Genomic DNA, 18461 nt, shown 5'->3' with positions numbered 1-18461 from the left:
AAGTTCAAACGCAAGCCCACGTACGCGGCCGGAGGAAGACCTGACGATGGAACCCGTTCCCCAGCTCGCACAGGACCGCAACGCCCCGCCCGCCACCCTGGTGATCTTCGGCGCGTCCGGCGACCTGACCCGCCGCAAGCTGCTGCCGGCCGTAGAGAGCCTGGCCCGGCACAACCGCCTCCCCGGCGAGTTCGCGCTCGTGGGCGTGGCCCGCACGCCGATGGAGGACCACCAGTTCGCCGACAGCGCGCTCGGCACCCGCAGCCTGGCGGACAAACCGCAGCTCCAGGGCGGAATCAGGTACGTCTCGGGCGGCTACGACGCCCCGGAGACGTACAAGCGCCTCGCCGAGGTGCTCGACGAGCTGGACGCCACCCGCGGCACCTCCGGCAACCGGATCTTCTACCTGTCGACGCCCGCCGAGGCGTTCGAGCCGGTCATCAACGGGCTCGCCGGCGCGGGGCTCAACCACGCCCGCGAGGGCTCGTTCGCCCGGCTGGTCATCGAGAAGCCGTACGGCAAGAGCCTGCAGACCGCCCGCGAGCTGGACGGCATCGTGCACGCGGCGTTCGACGAGCCGCAGGTCTTCCGCATCGACCACTACCTGGGCAAGGACACCGTCCAGAACGTGCTGGCGCTGCGCTTCGCCAACGCGATCTTCCAGCCCATCTGGAACCGCTCCTGGGTCGACCACGTGCAGATCACCGTCGCCGAGACGCTGGGCGTCGGCACCCGCGGCGGCTTCTACGAGCACGCCGGCGCCATGCGCGACATCGTGCAGAACCACGTGCTGCAGGTCCTCGCGCTCGCGCTGATGGAGCCGCCGGCCTCGTTCGACGCCGAGGGGCTGCGCAACGAGAAGGTGAAGCTGCTGCAGGCCATCCGGCTGCCCACCGACCGCGACATCGCCGACCTGGCGGTGCGCGGGCAGTACACCCGCGGCGGCACCCGCGAGGACCTCATGGCCGGCTACCGCGAGGAGGCCGGGGTCGACCCGCTGTCGCGCACGGAGACGTACGCGGCCATGCGGCTCAACGTCGACAACTGGCGCTGGGCGGGGGTGCCGTTCTACGTGCGTACCGGCAAGCGGCTGCCGGCCCGGGTCACCGAGGTGGCGCTGCAGTTCCAGCGTCCGCCGCACCTGCCGATCCCCACCGCGCAGCTCACCGAACTCGACGCCGACGCACTCATCCTGCGGATCCAGCCCAACGAGGGCATCTCGCTGCGCTTCGGCGCGAAGGTCCCCGGCCACTCGTTCCGGGTGCGCACGGCCAGCATGGACTTCTCGTACGAGCAGACGTTCCGCGAGGAGTCGCCCGAGGCGTACGAGCGGCTGCTGCTCGACGCCCTGCTCGGCGACCCGACACTGTTCATCCGCAGCGACGAGGTCGAGCAGTGCTGGCGCATCGTCGACCCGATCATCGAGCACTGGGCGAAGGACCAGTCCCCGATCCCGACGTACGAGGCCGCCTCCTGGGGCCCCACCGACGCCGACCGCCTCATCGGCCGCAGCGGCCGTAAGTGGCGCAACGAGCTCTGACGCCGTACCACCGCACGCCGGCCGGGTCTCGCGAGTCGAGGCCCGGCCGCTGCACGTGGTGGCCGCCGACTGAATTCGCCCATGCGGGGGACCTCGCCTAGGGTGGAGGCACCACCACCGCCGACCCTCCGAACCCACGGCTGACCCCTGCCCGCCCCACGACGAAAGCGACACCCCCCATGCAGGTCTCGGTCGCGCACCACCCGCCGAACACCGCCGTCCTGACCCTGCGCGGCTCCCTCGACATCGACACCGCGCCCTCGCTGAAGGCCAACCTCGGCCGGCTCGTCGAGCGCCCCACCCCGCGCGTCGTCGTGGACCTCTCGGGCCTCGACTTCTGCGACTCCATGGGCGTCGGCGTGCTGGTCACGGCCCACGGCCGGGCCATGGAACGCGGCGGCTGGGTCCGCCTGGCCGCGCCGTCGGGTTTCCTGCGCCGGCTGCTCGACACCCTGGGCCTCACCGACTACCTGTCGCTGCACGCCGACGTGGAGACCGCGCTCAAGGACTGAGGGACCGGGGGTCCGGGGCGGCACCGGCTCCTGCCGGATGGCAGGATCGTGCCCCGTGAGTGATCCGGATCTTGTGGAGGGCCGCCCGTGAGGGCGGTCATCGTGGCGGCCGCGGTCGCGTTCATCGTCTCCCTGTTCGCCACGCCGGTGGCGATCCGGGTCTTCAGCGCGCTCAAGGCCGGCCAGCCGATCCGCTCGCTGGGGCTCGCCTCGAACGAGGGCAAGAAGGGCACCCCCGCGATGGGGGGCGTCGTGTTCATCCTGGCGACGCTCGTGGCGTACGTCGCCGGGCACGTCGCGCTGGTCACGCTGCCCGACCGGCAGATCGCCCAGGAGAAGCCGACCATGACGGCCCTCGTCCTGCTCGGCCTGTTCGTCTCCTGCGGCGCGGTCGGCTTCGTCGACGACCTCCTCAAGGTCCGCAAGCGCAACTCCGACGGCGTGTCGGCCAGGGGCAAACTGCTCGGCCAGGCGGTCATCGGCATCGGGTTCGGCCTCGCCGCCCTGTCCGTGGCGAGCACCAGCGGCCAGACCGTGATCAGCGAGAACATCTCGTTCATCCGGGACATCAGCTGGCTGGACGTCGGCAAGGTCGGGGCGGTGATCGCCTTCGTCTTCGTCATCACGGCGATGTCGAACGGCGTGAACCTCACCGACGGCCTCGACGGGCTGGCCACCGGGGCGTCGACGCTGGTGCTCGGCGCGTACGCGCTGATCGGGTACTGGCAGTACCGGCACTGGTGCGCCGACGAGACGTACGCCCGCGCGCACGAGTACTGCTATCAGACCCGCGATCCGCTCGAGATCGCCATGATCGCCGCGGCGGCCGCCGGCGCCTGCGTCGGCTTCCTGTGGTGGAACACGTCCCCGGCACGGATCTTCATGGGTGACGTGGGCGCGCTCGGGCTCGGCGCCCTGATCGGCGGGCTCGCGGTGGCGACCCGCACCACGCTGCTCTCGATCCTCATCGGCGGTCTCTTCTTCATCATCACCGTCACCTGGGTGATCCAGATCGTCTCGTTCCGGACCACCGGCAGACGGGTCTTCCGGATGGTGCCGCTGCATCACCACTTCGAGCTGGCCGGGTGGAGCGAGGTCAACATCGTGGTCCGGTTCTGGACCGTGGCCGGCGTCTGCGTGGCCGCCGGCCTCGGCCTCTTCTACTCCGACTTCCTGGCGGCCGCCGGGTAGGGCCACGGCCGTGGCCCTGCCCGGCGCGCTCCTACAGGTACGGCCGGGTGATCAGCTCGATCGCGTGACCGGAGGGGTCCTTGAAGTAGACGCCCCGGCCGCCGTGCTCGTGGTTGATCTCGCCCGGGCGGCGCATCTGCGGATCGGCCCAGTGCACGACCGCGCCGTCGCGCAGCCGCCGCAGGGCGCGGTCGAACAGGTCGTCGTCCAGCAGGAACGCGTAGTGCTGCATCTGGATCTCCACCGGCGGCTCGGCGAACTGCAGCAGCACGCCGTCGCTGAGCTGGATGTTGGTGAACACTCCCCAGGACGGAGCCTCGGGCAGCTCCAGCAGCTCCCGGAAGAAGCGGGCCGACTCGGCCCGGTCCTTGGACGCGATGATGGTGTGGTTGAAGGTGACTGTCACTGATGAACCTCGCTGATGGTGTCGGTACGACGATGGACGCTCGATGCTCGAAGCACCGGAGGTCCTCGCGCCCGTGCTGCCGTCAGCTGTCCACCGGAGAGCCCGTCCGTGAATGGCGTATCGCCGGCCCGGTGTTCACGCGGATCACCTTACTGAACACAGCGGCGCCCCGGGGAACCCCCGGGGCGCCGTGCGTGCGCGGACCGCTCAGCTGGTGAGGCCGAAGACGATCCGGCCGAGCGTGTCCTCCGTACCGATGAAGCCTTCCGCCGGGCTGAACCGGTCGTCGCCGAAGTCCACGTCCGCGTCGTCCGCCGTGCCGCCGATGCCGTCCGGGCCGACGCCGAAGAGCACGTCGAAGTTGGCGCCGCCGGAGTCCATCAGGTTGGGCACGTCGTCGGAGTTGTCGGTGTGCCAGTTGCCGAAGAAGTGACCCGCCTCGTGCGAGGTGACGTTCGCGATCGCCTGGCTGACGAACGCGACGCGGTCGCTGGCGTCGGTCAGGTACGTGTTCAGCGAGGCCGGCCCGCCCGCCGGGTCGCTCAGCACGTCCTGCAGGACCAGGGCGGTCTCCTCGGTCTCGAAGTTGCCCGGGTCGATGCTCTGCGCGATGCCGATCGTGCTGACGCCGGACTCCTCGATCGTGCCGCCGATGACGATGCGGCTGACGTTCTTCTGGCCCCAGGGGTCGGCGTCGTCCTTGCTGTTCAGGATCTTCAGCTTGAACCGGCTGTTGAGGCCGCTGGCGATGAGGTCCTGCTTCAGGTTCTCGGTGACACCCGCGACGATGCGGTCGATGACCTCGTCCTCCTGGGCACGGGTGAGGCCCCAGCGCGCCAGGAACGCCGAGAACGGGCTCAGCGTGACGTTGCCCGTACCGTCGAAGATGCCGGTGTTGACCCGGGCCCCGTCGAAGTCGAGGAACAGCGTCTGGTTGGGCCGGGTGCCCTGCAGCGGCGGCCGGTAGGCCTCCACCGTGATGTCGTAGCTGCCGCTGCCCTCGGCGACGCCGACGTAGTGCCAGCCCGCCTTGGTCGCGACGTAGTCGGTGGCCGCGTTGCCGCCGCCCGGCAGCTTGGAGTCGGGCGGGTAGATGAAGGTGGCGTCCTGGTTGGACCCGTGCACCTCGCGCGGCTCGGTGTCGTACACCGTCAGGTACGACGGCGAGCCCTTCACCGAGGCGCCGAGCACGTCGCCGGGCTTGAGCTTGATCGCGAAGAAGTCCCGGTCGGCGGCGGCCGCCGAGATCGTCACCGTGTACGGGCCCTCGCCCGCCCCGCCGTCGCCGCTGGCGGGGTCGAACGGGTCGGCCGGCAGCCCGCTGTACGACGCGACGACCGCGTAGTACGTGCCCGCGGCGGGCACCGAATACGTCAGGCGGCTGTCGAAGTCGGGGCCGGAGTCGTCGTCGGAGGCGACGGGCGTGCCGTCGGCGGTGTAGAGCACGAGGATCGTGTCGAGGTCGCCGGTCGGCGTGGCGGTGGCGACCGTGACGGTCTGGCCGGCGGCCGCGGTGAGCTTGTAGAAGTCGAAGTCGTTGGTGCCGGTGCCCGCGGAGCCGTGCGGGCCGTCACCGATCTCGGCCGACGTGACGATCGCCCGCCGGCCCGCGCCGATGCCGGTGTCGCCGGCGAGCGGGATGGAGCCGTCGTCCTCGGGCGTCGCGGCCCGGGTGACCGGCGTGACCGACTCGTTGTCGAGCGAGCCGAGGATGCGGATCGCCGGGCTCTGGCCGGCGCCGGTGCCGAAGATCGAGATCCGCTGGGCGTTCGCGGGGGTCTCGTTGGAGCCGAGCGTGCCGTCGGGCTCGTCCTCGTCCACCACGACCGCGGCGGCGGCCTTCGCCGCGGCCGAGGGCGCCCCCTGCGCCTTGAGCCGGGCGGCGGCCTTCGCGGCGGCCTGCTTGTTCAGGTACGCCGCCCAGCTGCTGTAGTCGGCCTTGCTCGCGTCGGGCAGCAGGGACAGGAACGGGTTCGGGCCGGCGGGCTTCTTGCCCGGGGCCGCCTTGGGAGCCACCGGCAGTGCGGCGGCCAGCGAGGCCCGGTCGGCGGGGCTGAGCCCCGGATCGGACGGGTTCGGAGCGGCGTGTGCCACGCCCGGCAGGAGCGTTGCCAGGCCGAGCACGACCGCACCGACGGTCGCGATGCTTCGTCGCATCAGGTATCCCCCTTCAGCGCGTCCGGGGCCCCCGCCACGGACGGCAAGGGGGACGCTACTGAAGAGGGTGGTCAATATCTAGGGCGATCGATAAGGCTTAACAGGTGTGTGTCCCCTTGGGGCAGCACTACGGCGTGACTGTCTCCAGGGCAGCCACCGCCGCGCCGCGCGCGCCGGCCATGTCGAGGTCGGGTACGAGCGCGAACGTGGTCGCCGCCTGCTGTTCGCGGCGCAGCTTGGTGTGCTCGCGGACGGTGTTGAGGAACCACTGCCGGAACTTCGGCGCGGCCTCCACCACGCCGCCGCCGAGGAAGTACGCGGACGGGTCGGTGAAGTTGGCGGCGATGGTGAACAGCTTGCCGATGGCCTTGGCCTGCTGGGCGAAGACCGCGAGGGCCAGCGGGTCGTCCTTCTCGCCGTACCCGCGCAGCATCTTCGCCGCCTTCCCGATCGGCTCGGCCGCGAGGGGGTGGTCCGGGTGGCGCGACAGCCAGTACGGCAGGAGGTTCTTGGTGATGCCGGTCAGCGAGGCGATGCTCTCGACGTCGCCCTCGAAGCCGCAGTTGCACACCGGGATCGGCTGGCCCTGCTCGAGCACGTCCTGCAGCGGGATCTGCACGTGCCCGAGCTCGCCGGCCATGCCCGCGGACCCGCTGACGACCTTGCCCCACTCGACCACGCCGCCGCCCAGCCCGGTGCCGACGATCGCGGCGACCGAGGAGCGGTGTGCGGCGTCCGCGCCGAAGTGGCGGTGGTGGGCGTACAGGGCCGCCGCGTTGGCGTCGTTGTTGTAGACCACCGGCAGGCCGATGCGGGCCTCGAGCGCGCCGCGGATGTCGAAGCCGTGCCAGGACACCTGCGAGAAGTTCGTCGAGCCCTTCGACGAGATCACGCCGTCGGCGCTGGCCGGCCCCGGCGTGTCCAGCCCCACCGCGCGGACCAGGCTCGACGGGGTGCTGGTCAGCGTGAGGATGCCGGTGAAGGCCTCGGCGAGCGCCTCGACCGCCGACTCCGGCCCGTCCTGCACCCGGCTCGGGTTCTCCACGAGCCGGTCGACGAGGAACTGGCCCGTCGCGTCGAGCACCGTCGCGTTGTTGCAGGTGCCACCGTTGTCGAGCCCCACCACGACCCAGGACGCGGGGGTCCGTACCGCATCGATGTGATCCACGAGGCCGAGCGTACGTCCGCGCGGGCCCGTAAGCGAGAAGGTGCAGGCCGATTGCGGGCCGGTGCGGGCCGGTTGCCAGGTCGCGGACCGCCGAAGGACCCGCCGATCGGCCGGGCATGCAGACGTCCCGACCGACCCGCCGCACCCTGCTCGGAGGCGCCGTGGCGGTGGCCGCGACCGCCGCGACGGGCCTCGCCCCGGACGCGACGCTGGCCGCTCCCGGCGCCGCACCGGTCGCGGCGGGCGACCTCGTCTCCGCCGACCCGGTCGCGCACCTGCTGCGCCGGGCCACGTACGGCGTCACCCCGGCCGCGCTCGCGGAAGCGGCGAAGCTGGGCGTCGGCGGCTGGCTCGACCGCCAGCTGGACCCCGCGGCGATCGGTGACGCCCAGGTCGACGCGCTGCTCACCCGCCTGCCGCTGGCGAACGCGGACATCACGACGGTGCGCGCCAAGCTGCCCCGGCACTCGTACGAGGCGTTCGGCCAGCTCGGCCGGGCCACCATCGCCCGGGCGGCCTGGAGCAACCGCCAGCTGTTCGAGACGACGGCCGCGTTCTGGGCCAACCACCTGCACGTCGCGGCGCCCTCCAGCGGCGTCTGGGACAGCCGCCCGGACTACGACGCCACGGTGACCCGCAAGCACGCGTTCGGCCGCTTCGCCGACATGCTCAAGGCGTCCGCGCGGCACCCGGCGATGCTCACGTACCTGGACAACCGGCACTCCACCAGGACGCTGCCGAACGAGAACTACGCGCGCGAGCTGATGGAGCTGCACACCGTCGGCATGATCTACAGCGAGGCCGACGTGCAGGCGGCCGCCCGCCTGCTCACCGGCCTGACCGTGGGCTCCACCGGGCTGTACACGTACGCCGCGGCCAAGCACGCCACCGGCGCGGTGTCCATCCTCGGCTTCAACCACCCGAACGCCACCGCCGAGGGCGGCGAGGCGGCGGCCATGGCCTTCCTCGACCACCTCGCCCGGCACCCGGCGACCGCCGAGCGGATCGCCACCAAGCTGTGCCTGCGCTTCGTCGCCGACGAGCCGCCGGCCACGCTGGTGGCCCGGCTCGCCAGGGTCTACCTCGACAACGGTACGGCCGTCGCCCCGGTGCTGCGGACGCTGTTCACCTCCCCCGAGTTCGCCGCGTCCGCCGGGAGCAAGGTGCGCACGCCGTTCGAGGACCTCGCCGCCACGATCCGGGCGCTCGGCCTGGGCCCCGAGGCCGCCGGCACCGCCGCCCTGGACGCCCTGCACAACACCCTGGTCAACGCGGGCAACGCCCCGTTCCGCTGGAGCCCGCCGAACGGCTTCCCCGACGTGGCCGCCGCCTGGGCGTCGCCCTCGGCGTTCCTCATGCGCTGCAACAGCCACCTGAACCTCGCCACCGGCTGGTACCCCAAGGGCCTCACCGGTCCCGCCGACCTGCTCAAGGCGCTCGTACCTGCTCTTCCCGCGACGTACGGAGCCCTGGTCGACGCGCTGGCGCTGCGGCTGATCGGCGCGAAGCTGCCGGCCGGGCACGTCGCCGCGGTGCTCAGCGTCGCCGGGAAACTGCCGACGAGTTCTCTGACCGCCGGTACGGCACTGACCGGCAGCGCCCCGTACCTGATCGCGCTCGTCCTCGACTCGCCGTCCTTCCAGCTGAGGTGACCTTGATGACCACGACCGCGTGCGGCTGCGACGAGCTCACGACCCTGACCCGCCGGGGCGTCCTGGGCCGCGGGCTGGCCGCCGGCGCGGGCGGCGTCCTGGCCGGCCTCGCCGCCGAAGGGCTGTCCACCCGGCTCGCCTTCGCCGCGGACGGCTACACCGGCGACACCCTCGTCGTGCTGTCGCTGCGCGGCGGCTTCGACGGCCTGTCCGCGATCGCGCCCATCGGCGACGCCGACTACTACCGGGCGCGCCCGACCATCGCGCTGCCGAAGAGCCAGGCCATCGGCGGCGACGCGATGTTCGGCCTGCACCCCGCGCTGGCCCCGCTGCTGCCCATGTGGAAGAACGGTGGCCTCGCGGCGGTCCACGCGGTCGGGCAGCCCAACCCCACCCGCTCCCACTTCGCCGCCATGGAGGAGATGGAACGCGCGGCCGCCGGCACCTCCGTACGCAGCGGCTGGTTGGACCGGATGCTCGGGCTGACCGGCGCGAGCGGCCCGCTGGCCGGGGTCTCGCTCGGCGCCGCGATGCCCTCGCGCCTGCTCGCCGGCCCGGCGACGGACGTGTCGATGGCCACGCTCGACGGCTTCACGATGGCCGGGGACAGCGCCAAGCGCCCGATGGCAGCGGCGCTGAGCCGGATGTACGCGACGGCCCCCGAGCTGCTCGCCGGCCCCGCCCTGGCGGCCGGTTCCGCGCTGACCGCCACCGCCTCGGTACGCGCCACGGCGTACACACCGGCCAACGGGGCCGCGTACCCGAAGACCCCGCTCGGCACCGCCCTGCGCGACGTCGCCCGCCTGATCAAGGCGAACGCGGGCCTCGCCGCGGCGGCCGTGGACTGCGGCGACTGGGACATGCACGAGGGGCTCGGCACGGCCGTGCAGGGCCAGCGCATGTACGACAACCTGTTCGAGACGGCGACGGCGCTGGCGGCGTTCGCGGCCGACCTCGGCCCGGACGGCATGGCCGGGGTGACCCTGGTGACGGTCAGCGAGTTCGGCCGGCGCGTGGCCGAGAACGCGTCCCGGGGCGTCGACCACGGTCACGGCAACGCCATGCTCGTCATGGGCGGCGGCGTCCGCGGCGGCACCGTGTACGGCGCCTGGCCGGGCCTGTCCCCCGGTGCGCTGGTCGACGGCGACCTGGCGGCGACCACCGACTACCGCGCGGTCATCGGCGAGATCCTGCAGAAGCGATGCGGTTTCGGCTCGCTCAGCGAGGTGTTCCCGGGCGTGGCCCCGGCGTCGTTCGGCCTGGCCGCCGCCCGCTGACCGCTCAGCCGAACCACGTCATGGCCTGCCCGTGCGAGCGGGTCCAGGCCAGGGGGGTGCCGTCGAGGGCGAGCACGTTGTGCAGCGACCCGTCCGGCGGCTCCGGCAGCGCGTCGTGGCCCATCACGTCCGCCGCCTCGTTCGACACCCAGTGCCCCGGCAGGGCCCGCACGAGCTCGGCGAACGCTTCCCGGCGCGGCCGGGGCACGTGGTACAGCACCGAGGTGTGGAAGACGACGAGCGTCGCGCCGGCCGGTGCGCGGGCCGCCAGCGCGGGAAGGTCGTCGAGCAGGTCACCGCGTACCAGCATCGGCGGGTCGGCCACGGCGACCGCGGCAGCGGCGCGCAGGCGCTCCCGGCGATGGTCGTGCTCCGGCCAGATGAGCGCGTCGAGCCACGCCACGTCCGCGGGATCGGTGACGTCGAGCGGGTTGACGTCCAGCCCGGCGCGCCACACGACCTCGGGGACACCGTGCGGAAGCGGCGTACCCGTGGCCGCGCAGTCGAGCACGGGCGAGCCGGCGCCGACCCGGTGAGCGCCGTAGCGGTAGGCGTACCGGTCGGGATAGAGACACAGGCCCGCGGAGGCACCCACCTCGAGCAGCGCGAGCGGCTGCGGCAGGGTGGCCAGCACGGGCAGCAGCACGGCACAGCGCCCGGCCTCGTTCGTCTGCGTGATCCGTACCCGGACCTCGGCGGCCACCGCGGGCCAGTGGGTGAGCACGTACTCCCGGAACGCGGCCGGGTCCTCCACCGGGCCGCCGCGCAGCCGCACGACGCCGAAGAGCAGGTTGGGCTGCCACTTGCCGGGCGGCAACGAGCGGATCAGGCCGAGCAGGCCGGCATCCCGCGACACCGCGCGGGCGAGGCGCTCGTAACGGGGTGAGGTCCCGCGTGCCTCCTGATCGGCGAAAGCGGCGTAGACATCGGCGACCGTCATCGCCCCATCATGCCCGGTAAGATCCGTTTCGATGTCGACACGAACACCGTTGCGGCCGGCCGACCCGCGCCGGCTGGGGGCGTACCGCCTGGAGAGCCGCCTCGGCCAGGGCGGCATGGGCACCGTCTACCTGGGGCGCGACCCCGGCGGGCGGCCCGTGGCCATCAAGGTCGTCAAACCGGAGTACGGCGGCGAGGAGGAGTTCCGCGCGCGGTTCCGCAGCGAGGTGAACCGGGCACGGCAGGTGCCGCCCTTCTGCACCGCCGAGCTCCTCGACGCCGACCCCGACCACGAGACGCCGTACCTGGTGGTCGAGTACGTCGACGGCCCCAGCCTCGCCGAGGTCGTCGCCGCCCAGGGCCCGCTGACCGGCGGCCACCTCTACAGCGTGGCGGTGGGGGTCGCGACCGCGCTCGCCGCCATCCACGGCGCCGGGGTGATCCACCGGGACCTCAAGCCGAGCAACGTCCTGTTCGCGCTGGGCGCCCCGAAAGTGATCGACTTCGGCATCGCCCGCGCGTTCGAGGCCACCAGCCGGCACACCCGCACCGACCAGATGGTGGGCACGGTCGCGTACATGGCACCGGAACGCTTCGAGGCGGACTCCGCCCGGCTCACCGGGCCGGCCGCGGACGTCTTCGCCTGGGGTGTCGTGGTCGCGTACGCCGGCACCGGCCGCACCCCCTTCGGCGGCGACACGGCGGCCGCGACCGCCGGCGCGATCCTGACCCAGCCGCCGAGGCTGGACGGCCTGCCCGAGCCGCTGCGCGACCTGGTCGCGAAGACGCTGGCGAAGGATCCGGCGCTCCGGCCCACCGCCGCCGAGCTGCTCGACATGCTGCTCGCCGCCGAGACCCCGGACGCCCCGGCCACGGGCCGGCCGGACGTGCGGCGCGCCGCCGAAGCCGTCCAGCTGTCCGGCTCGCGGCCCACGGGAGTGGGGTCGCGGCCCTGGGGGCGTACGGCTCCGGCCCTGGCGGCCGCGGCGGTCGTCGCGACCGCGGCCGGGCTGCTGACGATGACGCCCGCTCGGGACCTGCTCTTCGGCTCTTCGGACTCCGGCTCGGCGGGCACCCCGGCCGTGGTGGCATCCCGATCGAGCACCACGGCGGCGCCCAGCGCACGGACGTCGCCCAGCCACACCACCCGGCCGGTACGCACCAGCGCGGCGGCACCGACGGACGTGGTCGTCCCGAAAGCCAGCCCGACCAAGTCGGTACGGGCCTGCCGCACCTCCGACACCAGCATCACGGTCACGGCGCAGAACTTCGGGCCGTCGGGTACGCAGAAGGGCCTCGTGTCGCTCGTCAACGACTCCGACACGTCCTGCCGGGTGGACGGCCGCGTCACGATCCGTCTCTACAACGCGGCGGACGAGGCGGTGACCGTGCCGACGCGAGGCGTGAACGAACCGGGCGAGGCCGTGGCGATGGTGCTGCGGCCTGGGAGCGGGGCGTTCCAGGGCATCAAATGGGTGGCGTGCGACAAGAACGACAGCGATTGCCCGGCCGGCAACACGCTCCGCGGCAGCCTCGAGCCGTCGGGCCGCGGGGTGGTCGCCGCACTGGACGACTTCCCGGCGGCTGTGGACAGCGACATCACCATGAAGTCGCTGCAGCTGGGGACCCTTCAGCCGAGCCCGCAGGGCACCGTGGCCTGGTGATCGGCAAGGGTGGCGGACAACCACCCGGCAAAGGACGGGCCTGGCTTTGTTTGTCGTGACCTAGCGCACCGCTGACGCAGGTGGCTGGTGTCGTAAGCGCAACGTACATCGTCAGCGGTAGATCAGTGCAGCGAGCCGATGACCAGCCAACCTACTCTTCCGCAACCGTGTTGTTGACAGACCTTCCGCTACTCGCGAAGAGCGCGTTCCAAGCCTGCCACTTCTCAGCCGTCCAGGACGGACGCGCACCCAGATGGACGCCGTTATTCCATAGAACATTGGCCAATCGATCGATGCCGCGTTCAACCTCTTCGTTAATCACCCGCGTATCCGATCGCTGGAGGACCTGCAATTGCCATGAGGAGTAACCGTTCCCGAAGCAACTGACCGACCAGTTCAACGGCCCCGAACTGCTGACTGAAGATACTAGGTCTGACCGATGCGCCGTTAGGCGTCCAAGCTACCGGCTCGCCGGTAAAAGTCAACGCCTGTTTGTTCGCTTTGCGAACGTCGTCCATCTTCCGGTCAACCCAGGCGAAAAGTTCGTAGAAGCGCTGATAGGAGAACCCTGAGTATGGCTCAAATGCAAGCTTGTCAAACTGTTTCCCACTGCGATTGATCAGAGACATCGAATCGAAGTGGAACTCGGCACCTCTGCTCTTGTCGTATGGTTCCAGATAAACAACCCTCGATATTCCTGACGGGATGATGTTGCGAGTGCATTCATGACAGGGCAACGTCGTCGTGTACAGGGTAGCTCCGTCCACGCTTATCCCCAGACGGGCCGCGCCAGTTATCGCCACCATCTCGGCGTGGGTCGCTCTGTCATACTCAATCACATCGAATATCTCAGAACCGGCCAACCGGCCGTCGTCCGTGGCCCTTTGAATAAGATCTCCGATCGAAGCGTCGCGACTCAGGTCCTCCCTAAGCCAGCCGCTGTCTCGCAACCGTCGCAAGATATCGCCTAGCATCTTGGCGCGGGCCCGATCACTAGCCGAGCCTTGCGTCCTCCACTCCCTCCCGTCCGGATCACTCTCTGCGTGATATACACCCCCACCAGACTTGGGAACCTCGTTCATTCCGATGGCGACGATTTGGCCCTCACGCATGACCGACGCACCCACGCGACGCGAGAGTGTCGACGTTCCGAGCGCGGCATGGAAGGCAGCGGCCATGCCCAGCTCATCAAGGGTAGGCGTGTGAAAGGGATGACTCATGACGCATTCGACCAAGCGGCGCACGATGCGCCTGGCCGCCTCTGGCTTGTCACCACTGACGAATACGTCAGCACGCTCGAGCGTCTTGCCGACGTGTACGCGATACCTAGGCGATATCTCTCTCGCCACCTCGTCGAGAGCCTGAGCAACTCCTGCATCTCTGTTGACGGCATGCAGGGCGGCCGCCTCCGCCTCATCACGCGAAAGCGCCGAATCTGCCGAGAATCGATGAGTAAGGACTTCCAGGCGTCGCGATCTGACTTGGTCGCACGCCACGACGAACAGCCGGCTACCGTACACATTCCTCAGCGTATTAATTTCTTCGTGATGAACCAGCGTATGCACCAGAAAGGCACGCGGGGGCGGAACCTCACCCCGAAGCTGGATCATTCTTTCTATACCCTTGAGAACTACGGCATCCGATCGACCGAGGACACTCCTTGCGGCATCGCCGGCATTCATCAACATTTCGTAACGCTGCGCTTCTGTTTCCGGCGCCCTGTCGCCGGCGCTCAATAGATTGCTCAGCTTCACGCGTACCGTGCTGTACTGGCATGCCCTCAAACGCTCCTCCAGCTCAAGTAGCACGGGTTCGATTTCCGTTCCCAACGTCCGCACAACTGCGAAAATCAGTTCGGGCCGCCGTGTCGGCACATCCCCTTCGCCGAAGATCCGCGCCGCTTCGGTCAAAATGTCCTCGTCCGCACGAATATCTCCGAAAGACACTCCGGGGAGCGTGCTGTCCGGATTGGGCGATGGGTCATTGTTGCTTTCGCTTCGCATAGCTGCGAACTTAGGCGGACTCGCTTGCGAGCCATGTCGTTATTGCGGAATCGACGTCTAGCCGGGTGTCTCATAGGCCTCGAGGGCCAACACCTGCCGCACCAAGCACCCCGCACAGACGATCCTTTACATCATTGCCTGCTGTCGATGTGTGGTTCGCACTCATTGGCATGGGGGTCAGTGGCGGCGGAGGGCGCCGGCCAGGAGCAACGCGCATCCGGCCAGGCAGAGGACGGTACGGGCGTGGTTGGCCGGCTCCCAGCCGGCCAGGAACCGTGACCAGGACACGGTGCCGGCGTCCAGCCGGTTGTTCAGCGGCACGTTGACGGCCGATGTGACGCCGAGGGCTCCGACGAGCGTCACGATCGCCCCGAGCAGCAGCCACCCGGCGCCGGGCCGGGACCAGGTGACGACCGCCCGGACGATCATCACGACGCACAGCGCCGAGACGCCGAACAGGGCGATCATCAGAGGCGGGCGCTGGGCCGTGACGTTGATCGAGCGCATCGCCGCCGCGCCGCTTGCGTCGGGCAACCGGCGCAGGCCGCTCATCACGAAGGCGGAGAAGGCGAAGAACACGCCGGCAAGCAGCCCGCTGCCAACGGCGGTGGCTGCGACGACAACATCCCATGGACGACTCATGGCTCCATGTCATCGCAGCCCGCCTAGATGATCCATGCGGCAGGCGCCCCGCTCCATACGCGAGCGTCTATGCTGCGCCGATGGACCCCGTCAGCGGCCTGCTCGACCCACGGGCACGGGGAGCCTTCATTCTGCGCTCCGTGCTGTCCGCGCCGTGGTCGATACGCATCGAGGACCGGGCTCCGCTGACACTGGTGGCGGTCGTCCGGGGCTCCGCGTACATCGGTGCGGGCGCGGCGACGACCGAGCTCGTGCCCGGGGACGTTGCGGTCGTGCGGGGACCGGCCCCGTACACGGTGGCCGATTCCGCCACGACGGCGCCGCAGGTCGCGATCGGGCCGGACCAGGTGTGCCGGCCGATTGCCGGCGTGACCGGCGCCCGTCCGGTGGGGCCGCTCGGGCTGCGGTCGTGGGGGAACGATCCCGACGGCGACACGATCCTGCTCACCGGCACGTACCACTCGCCGGCGGAGATCAGCCGGTCGCTGCTGTCGGCGTTGCCCGACCTGGTGGTGCTGCGGCCCGGCGAGTGGGACTCCGGGCTGGTCGACCATGTCATGTACGAGGTGGATCGGGACCTGCCCGGCCAGGACGTCGTCCTGGACCGGCTGCTCGACCTGGTCCTGATCACCGCGGTGCGTACGTGGCTCGCGCTGCCGGATGCGCATCCGCCACGCTGGTACACCGCCCAGGGTGATCCGATCGTCGGCGCCGCCCTGAGCTGCATCCACGCCCGGCCGGACCACGCCTGGACGGTTGCGTCCCTGGCCACCGAGGCTCGCTGCTCGCGCGCGCTGCTGGCGCGGCGGTTCACCGGGCTCGTGGGCGTGCCGCCGATGACGTATCTGACCGAGTGGCGCCTGTCCTGCGCCGCCGACATGCTCCTGCGCAGCGACGCGACGCTGGAGACGATCGCGCGGGAGGTGGGGTACGCCAGCCCGTTCGCCCTCAGCGCCGCGTTCAAGCGGGTCCGAGGCGTGTCCCCGCGCACGCTCCGCGACGAAGCTGCCGCCCGGACTGTCTGATCCATACACCCGCCGATGCCGCCTGAAGTTCCAGCGGCGACTTGTTGTGCCTTCTGTCCGTCAGGCACGAGTCAGGGAGGGCCTGTGGACGACGTACGGGACATAGTCATCAACTTGGTCGCCGCCGGGATCGGTGCTCTGTCCGCCTGGAGCGTGGCACGCATCAGGCGCTGGCAACGAGAGAAACGAGCCCGCCAGTTCTGGGGAAGGATGGCGACTCGCGGCGTCACCGTGGTCCTCGGCGCCCAGGACCGTGCCGCGTTGGGGCAGTGGGAGCCCTCGGGCCTCGTCGGAATGGGTGATGTCGTCGGCCTGATCACTATCCAGCGAGAGCTGCAGGAGATCGGCTGCTCAGTCAGGGTCCTGTCGGTCGGCTCTCTCGCTCCGGAGGATCACGAACGTGACCTCATACTGCTCGGCGGGCCGGACACGAACGAGCTCACAAGGGCCACCATGGAACGCTTCACGGACGAGCTTTCCATCACCGTGCCGGGAGCGAAAGTTCACGATGTGACCTTGCGTGACAGCGTTTCTGGAGACGACTTCGTCCCGCGGCGCGGAGCCGATGGGAGTTTGACTCTCGACTACGGCCTCGTTGTTCGCACGCCCAACCCGCTGTCGAACGGCCGAAGGACTGAGGTTCTCATTCTGGCGGGCTGCTGGGGTTATGGAACCGCAGGTGCCGCTGAGGCAGTGTGTGACTCCGACTTCCTGCAGCATGCCGTCGTCAAGGAGACCCGATTCTTCGAGGCCGTCGTCCGGACCGCGGTACATGCCGACGCCGCCTACTACGAACGGCCGGAAGTGGTCAGAGCAATCAAGATTCGCTAGTAGTGGCGCATCTGACCGGGAGCCGGCCAAGAGGCCGGGTGGTGCCGATGGCGGCGAGCCCGTGACTCCGCTGTGCCGGAGGCACCGTACGCGAGAGGGTGGCGGCCGCTCGGCGGGGCGGCCACCACCCTCTCATCCCCTTTTCACCCTCCGGCCGGCGCCGCTTGCGCGGTACCGGCTCGGACACTCAGCGGGAGGCGCCGGAGCGGCGCTTGGTCCAGATGTCGAAGGCGACCGCGGCCAGCAGGACCGCGCCCTTGACAAGCATGACCTGCTCGCTGGGGGCGCCGATCAGGCTCATGCCGTTGTTGATGACACCCATGATCAGACCACCGGTGATCGCGCCGACGACCTTGCCGACGCCGCCCTGGACCGCCGCGCCGCCGATGAAGGCCGCCGCGATGGCGTCGAGCTCGAAGGCGTTGCCCGCGGTCGGGTTGGCCTGGTTGAGCCGGCCGGCGAAGATGATGCCGGCGAGCGCGGACAGCACGCCCATGTTGACGAACAGCCAGAAGACGACGCTCTTGACCTTGACGCCGGAGAGCGTGGCGGCCTGCAGGTTGCCGCCGACGGCGTAGATCTGGCGGCCGAAGACCGCCTTGTTGGTCATCACCGAGTAGCCGATCACCAGCGCCGCCAGCAGCACCAGCACCCAGGGCAGGTTGCGGAACCGGGCCAGCTGCACGATCACGAACATCAGGATCACCGAGGCGATCGCGATCTTCGCGACGAACAGCGGGAACGGCTCGACCGCCTGCAGGTAGCGCTGGCGGCCCGCACGGGCGCGCCACTGGGTGAAGACGATCGCGGCGACCGCCAGCAGCCCGATGATGATGCTGAACAGGTCGGCGCCACCGAGCCCGCCCAGGCCGATGTTGCCGAGGTAGCCGTCGGTGAAGCCGTTGGCCAGCGTACGGACCTCGTCCGGGAACGGGCCGATGCCCCGGTTGCCCAGGATCATCAGGGTGACCGCCCGGAACAGCAGCATGCCGGCCAGCGTGACGATGAACGCCGGGATGCCGAAGTACGCGATCCAGTAACCCTGCCAGGCGCCGATGACGCCGCCGAAGATCAGCGTGACGATCAGCGCGAGCGGCCAGGGCACGTCCCAGTTGACCATCATGACCGCGGCGAACGCGCCGGTCGCCGCCACCACCGAGCCGACCGAGAGGTCGATGTGCCCGGCGATGATCACCATGATCATGCCGATCGCCAGGATCAGGATGTACGAGTTCTGCACCACGATGTTGCTGATGTTCTGCGGCGCGAGCATGTCGCCGCCGGTCAGCACCGTGAAGAGCAGCACGATCAGCGCGAACGCGATGTAGATGCCGCTCTGCCGCAGGTTGAAGTTGAACCGCCGCGGCGAGTCGCCCGGCTGGGACGCCGAGGGCGTACCGAGCGCCAGGTCGGCGTTGGTGGGTGCCACGCTGGTCACTGTGTCTCCTTGGCCA

General features: G+C 70.3%; 15 protein-coding genes. 8 read left to right on the top strand and 7 right to left on the bottom strand.

Going from position 1 to position 18461, the window contains the following annotated elements:
* The first annotated feature begins 46 nt into the window (after positions 1–46).
* The 3 genes from zwf (at position 47) to mraY (ending at position 3243) form a co-directional block, all read left to right on the top strand.
* Positions 47–1540 carry a glucose-6-phosphate dehydrogenase gene (zwf, locus tag COUCH_RS19000; RefSeq protein WP_249613429.1) on the top strand — a complete coding sequence of 498 codons (1494 nt, stop codon included), beginning with the start codon at positions 47–49 and terminating at the stop codon, positions 1538–1540.
* Positions 1541–1719: 179 nt separating this feature from the next.
* Entirely contained in the window at positions 1720–2052 is a 333-nt protein-coding gene (locus tag COUCH_RS18995) for an STAS domain-containing protein (protein ID WP_199512874.1), read from the top strand.
* An 87-nt stretch (positions 2053–2139) separates the two neighbouring features.
* Positions 2140–3243, top strand: a complete 1104-nt coding sequence (mraY, locus tag COUCH_RS18990; RefSeq protein ID WP_249613428.1) for a phospho-N-acetylmuramoyl-pentapeptide-transferase — start codon at positions 2140–2142, stop codon at positions 3241–3243.
* 31 nt (positions 3244–3274) lie between these two features.
* Here the strand turns inward: mraY and COUCH_RS18985 are convergent, their stop codons facing one another.
* The 3 genes from COUCH_RS18985 to COUCH_RS18975 all read right to left on the bottom strand — a co-directional run bounded on the left by COUCH_RS18985 (position 3275) and on the right by COUCH_RS18975 (position 6974).
* Complete coding sequence (locus COUCH_RS18985; protein ID WP_249613427.1) at positions 3275–3649, bottom strand: VOC family protein; 375 nt, start codon at positions 3647–3649, stop codon at positions 3275–3277.
* 207 nt (positions 3650–3856) lie between these two features.
* On the bottom strand, positions 3857–5806 hold the full coding sequence (locus tag COUCH_RS18980; RefSeq protein ID WP_249613426.1) for a PPC domain-containing protein: 1950 nt from the start codon (positions 5804–5806) through the stop codon (positions 3857–3859).
* Between the two features lie 127 nt (positions 5807–5933).
* Positions 5934–6974 carry an ROK family protein gene (locus COUCH_RS18975; RefSeq protein WP_249613425.1) on the bottom strand — a complete coding sequence of 347 codons (1041 nt, stop codon included), beginning with the start codon at positions 6972–6974 and terminating at the stop codon, positions 5934–5936.
* A gap of 116 nt (positions 6975–7090) precedes the next feature.
* Between COUCH_RS18975 and COUCH_RS18970 the strand changes: the two genes are divergently transcribed.
* Both COUCH_RS18970 and COUCH_RS18965 read left to right on the top strand, forming a co-directional pair.
* The gene (locus COUCH_RS18970) at positions 7091–8626 is read left to right on the top strand and encodes a DUF1800 domain-containing protein (RefSeq protein WP_249613424.1); all 1536 of its coding nucleotides are present in this window, start codon (positions 7091–7093) and stop codon (positions 8624–8626) included.
* 5 nt (positions 8627–8631) lie between these two features.
* Complete coding sequence (locus COUCH_RS18965; protein WP_249613423.1) at positions 8632–9903, top strand: DUF1501 domain-containing protein; 1272 nt, start codon at positions 8632–8634, stop codon at positions 9901–9903.
* Positions 9904–9907: 4 nt separating this feature from the next.
* Here COUCH_RS18965 and COUCH_RS18960 read toward each other — a convergent pair whose 3' ends face one another.
* Complete coding sequence (locus tag COUCH_RS18960; RefSeq protein ID WP_249613422.1) at positions 9908–10843, bottom strand: DUF2332 domain-containing protein; 936 nt, start codon at positions 10841–10843, stop codon at positions 9908–9910.
* A 31-nt stretch (positions 10844–10874) separates the two neighbouring features.
* Here COUCH_RS18960 and COUCH_RS18955 point away from each other — a divergent pair, with 31 nt between their 5' ends.
* The gene (locus COUCH_RS18955) at positions 10875–12506 is read left to right on the top strand and encodes a protein kinase domain-containing protein (RefSeq protein ID WP_249613421.1); all 1632 of its coding nucleotides are present in this window, start codon (positions 10875–10877) and stop codon (positions 12504–12506) included.
* 314 nt (positions 12507–12820) lie between these two features.
* Here the strand turns inward: COUCH_RS18955 and COUCH_RS18950 are convergent, their stop codons facing one another.
* The gene (locus COUCH_RS18950) at positions 12821–14452 is read right to left on the bottom strand and encodes a deaminase (RefSeq protein WP_249613420.1); all 1632 of its coding nucleotides are present in this window, start codon (positions 14450–14452) and stop codon (positions 12821–12823) included.
* 234 nt (positions 14453–14686) lie between these two features.
* Positions 14687–15151, bottom strand: coding sequence for a DUF1772 domain-containing protein (locus COUCH_RS18945; RefSeq protein WP_249613419.1), 465 nt, complete (start codon positions 15149–15151; stop codon positions 14687–14689).
* Positions 15152–15231: 80 nt separating this feature from the next.
* On the opposite strand from COUCH_RS18945, the gene COUCH_RS18940 reads away from it, so the two are divergent.
* Both COUCH_RS18940 and COUCH_RS18935 read left to right on the top strand, forming a co-directional pair.
* Positions 15232–16176, top strand: a complete 945-nt coding sequence (locus COUCH_RS18940) for an AraC family transcriptional regulator (protein ID WP_249613418.1) — start codon at positions 15232–15234, stop codon at positions 16174–16176.
* Positions 16177–16260: 84 nt separating this feature from the next.
* Positions 16261–17007, top strand: a complete 747-nt coding sequence (locus COUCH_RS18935; protein WP_249613417.1) for a hypothetical protein — start codon at positions 16261–16263, stop codon at positions 17005–17007.
* Between the two features lie 187 nt (positions 17008–17194).
* Here COUCH_RS18935 and mmsB read toward each other — a convergent pair whose 3' ends face one another.
* Positions 17195–18445, bottom strand: a complete 1251-nt coding sequence (gene mmsB, locus COUCH_RS18930; RefSeq protein ID WP_249613416.1) for a multiple monosaccharide ABC transporter permease — start codon at positions 18443–18445, stop codon at positions 17195–17197.
* Between the last annotated feature and the right edge of the window lie 16 nt (positions 18446–18461).

Origin of the sequence: Couchioplanes caeruleus, assembly GCF_023499255.1 — a bacterium.
In the GTDB taxonomy this organism is placed as follows: Bacteria; Actinomycetota; Actinomycetes; order Mycobacteriales; family Micromonosporaceae; genus Actinoplanes; species Actinoplanes caeruleus_A.
Note: the sequence above shows the minus strand (reverse complement) of the source record. Positions and strands in the feature narration are given on the sequence as shown.

Excerpts from the sequence above, each read along its gene's own strand:
- COUCH_RS18995 (WP_199512874.1), top strand. The coding sequence starts at position 1,720 with ATGCAGGTCTCGGTCGCGCACCACCCGCCGAACACCGCCGTCCTGACC.
- COUCH_RS18945 (WP_249613419.1), bottom strand. The coding sequence starts at position 15,151 with ATGAGTCGTCCATGGGATGTTGTCGTCGCAGCCACCGCCGTTGGCAGC.
- COUCH_RS18955 (WP_249613421.1), top strand. The coding sequence starts at position 10,875 with ATGTCGACACGAACACCGTTGCGGCCGGCCGACCCGCGCCGGCTGGGG.
- COUCH_RS18940 (WP_249613418.1), top strand. The coding sequence starts at position 15,232 with ATGGACCCCGTCAGCGGCCTGCTCGACCCACGGGCACGGGGAGCCTTC.
- COUCH_RS18970 (WP_249613424.1), top strand. The coding sequence starts at position 7,091 with ATGCAGACGTCCCGACCGACCCGCCGCACCCTGCTCGGAGGCGCCGTG.
- COUCH_RS18960 (WP_249613422.1), bottom strand. The coding sequence starts at position 10,843 with ATGACGGTCGCCGATGTCTACGCCGCTTTCGCCGATCAGGAGGCACGC.
- zwf (WP_249613429.1), top strand. The coding sequence starts at position 47 with ATGGAACCCGTTCCCCAGCTCGCACAGGACCGCAACGCCCCGCCCGCC.
- COUCH_RS18965 (WP_249613423.1), top strand. The coding sequence starts at position 8,632 with ATGACCACGACCGCGTGCGGCTGCGACGAGCTCACGACCCTGACCCGC.
- COUCH_RS18980 (WP_249613426.1), bottom strand. The coding sequence starts at position 5,806 with ATGCGACGAAGCATCGCGACCGTCGGTGCGGTCGTGCTCGGCCTGGCA.